Annotated in this window: 1 protein-coding gene; it reads left to right on the top strand. The window is 74.2% G+C overall.

Features of this window, described 5'->3' with window-relative positions:
• Nucleotides 1-1335: LCP family protein (locus ACFV0G_RS39385; RefSeq protein WP_380558750.1), on the top strand; the 1335-nt coding region annotated here is incomplete at its 5' end.
• Between the last annotated feature and the right edge of the window lie 17 nt (nucleotides 1336-1352).

The raw sequence follows: 1352 nt of genomic DNA, 5'->3' as shown, positions 1-1352 counted from the left end.
GCGCCGCCCCGGCCGGGCACCCCGGCCGCGCGGCCGTCGGAGCAGGTCGCCGGCGCCCGCAGCGCGGCTGCCAAGGGGGGTGACGACTCCTACGCCACGGGCGAGTTCACCTTCGTCGACGAGCAGGCGGAGGAGACCGAGGACGTCATCGACTGGCTGAAGTTCGCCGAGTCGCGCAGCGAGGTCCGCGCCGAGCGCCGGCGCCGGCTGCGCAACCGGCTGATCGGCCTCGCGGTCACCCTCGCGGTGCTGGCGGGCGGCGCCGGCGGCTACCTGTGGTGGACGGGCAAGCTCGGGAACCAGCCCTCGGCGGCCGCCGCCGCGGGCGGGCGCCAGGTCAACGTCGTCCACCTGCGCGACCTCCAGGGCAAGGTGACCAGCGCCCTGCTCGTCGACGACGCCTCCGGCCACAAGGGCACCGTGCTGCTGCTCCCGGACACCCTGAAGCTGCCGGCCGCCGGCGACGCCTCCTCGCCGACCGTCGGCACCGGCCTGGACCAGCTCGGCCCGTCCGGCACCCGGGACGGCCTGGCCACCGTGCTCGGTGCCCCGGTGGCCGGCACCTGGCGGCTGGACACCCCGTACCTGACCCTGCTGGTCGCCCAGCTCGGCGGCATCAAGGTCGACACCAACGCCGCCGTGCAGAGCTCCGACGGCAAGGTCTCGGTCACGGCGGGCAAGGGGACGGACCTCAACGGCCTGGCTGCCGCGCTGTACGCCACCTACCAGGCGCCGGGGGAGGGGCGGGACGCCCAGCTCGCCCGCTTCGGCCAGGTCATGGAAGCGGTGATCCGCGCGATGCCGACCGGCCTGACGGACGCCTCCGACGACGTGCACCGGATGAACGCCGTGCTCGACCCCTCGCTCCCGGAGAAGGCGCTGGCCGGCGTCCTGGCCGGGCTCGCCCAGCAGGCGAAGGACGGCCACCTGTCCACCCAGGTCCTCAAGGCCAAGGCGGACGGCACCCTCGACCAGGCCACCGCGGGCCAGCAGGTCAAGGACGTGCTCGGCGGCACGGTGCACAGCGCCAGCTCCACGACGACCACGCCGCGGGTCTCGATCGTGAACGCCTCCGGCAACGAGAAGCTGACCGAGTCCGTGCAGGTCCAGGTGATCAACGCCGGACTGGAGTCGGTGCCGAGCTCGGCCAAGGCCGGCGCCGTCCAGGCGGCGAGTGAGATCCGCTACACCGACGACGCCCGGGCCGAGGCCGCGAAGGCGCTGGCGGTCACCCTCGGGCTCAAGCCGGAGGCGGTGAAGAAGGTCACCGATCCGCAGAACGCCGACCTGGTGGTGGTCCTCGGCAAGGACTTCCCGACCCAGCCCACCCAGTAGCCGTCGCCGTCCCGTGC

The sequence above is a fragment of the Kitasatospora sp. NPDC059571 genome (assembly GCF_042735675.1).
Taxonomy (GTDB): Bacteria; Actinomycetota; Actinomycetes; order Streptomycetales; family Streptomycetaceae; genus Kitasatospora.
Note: the sequence above shows the minus strand (reverse complement) of the source record. Positions and strands in the feature narration are given on the sequence as shown.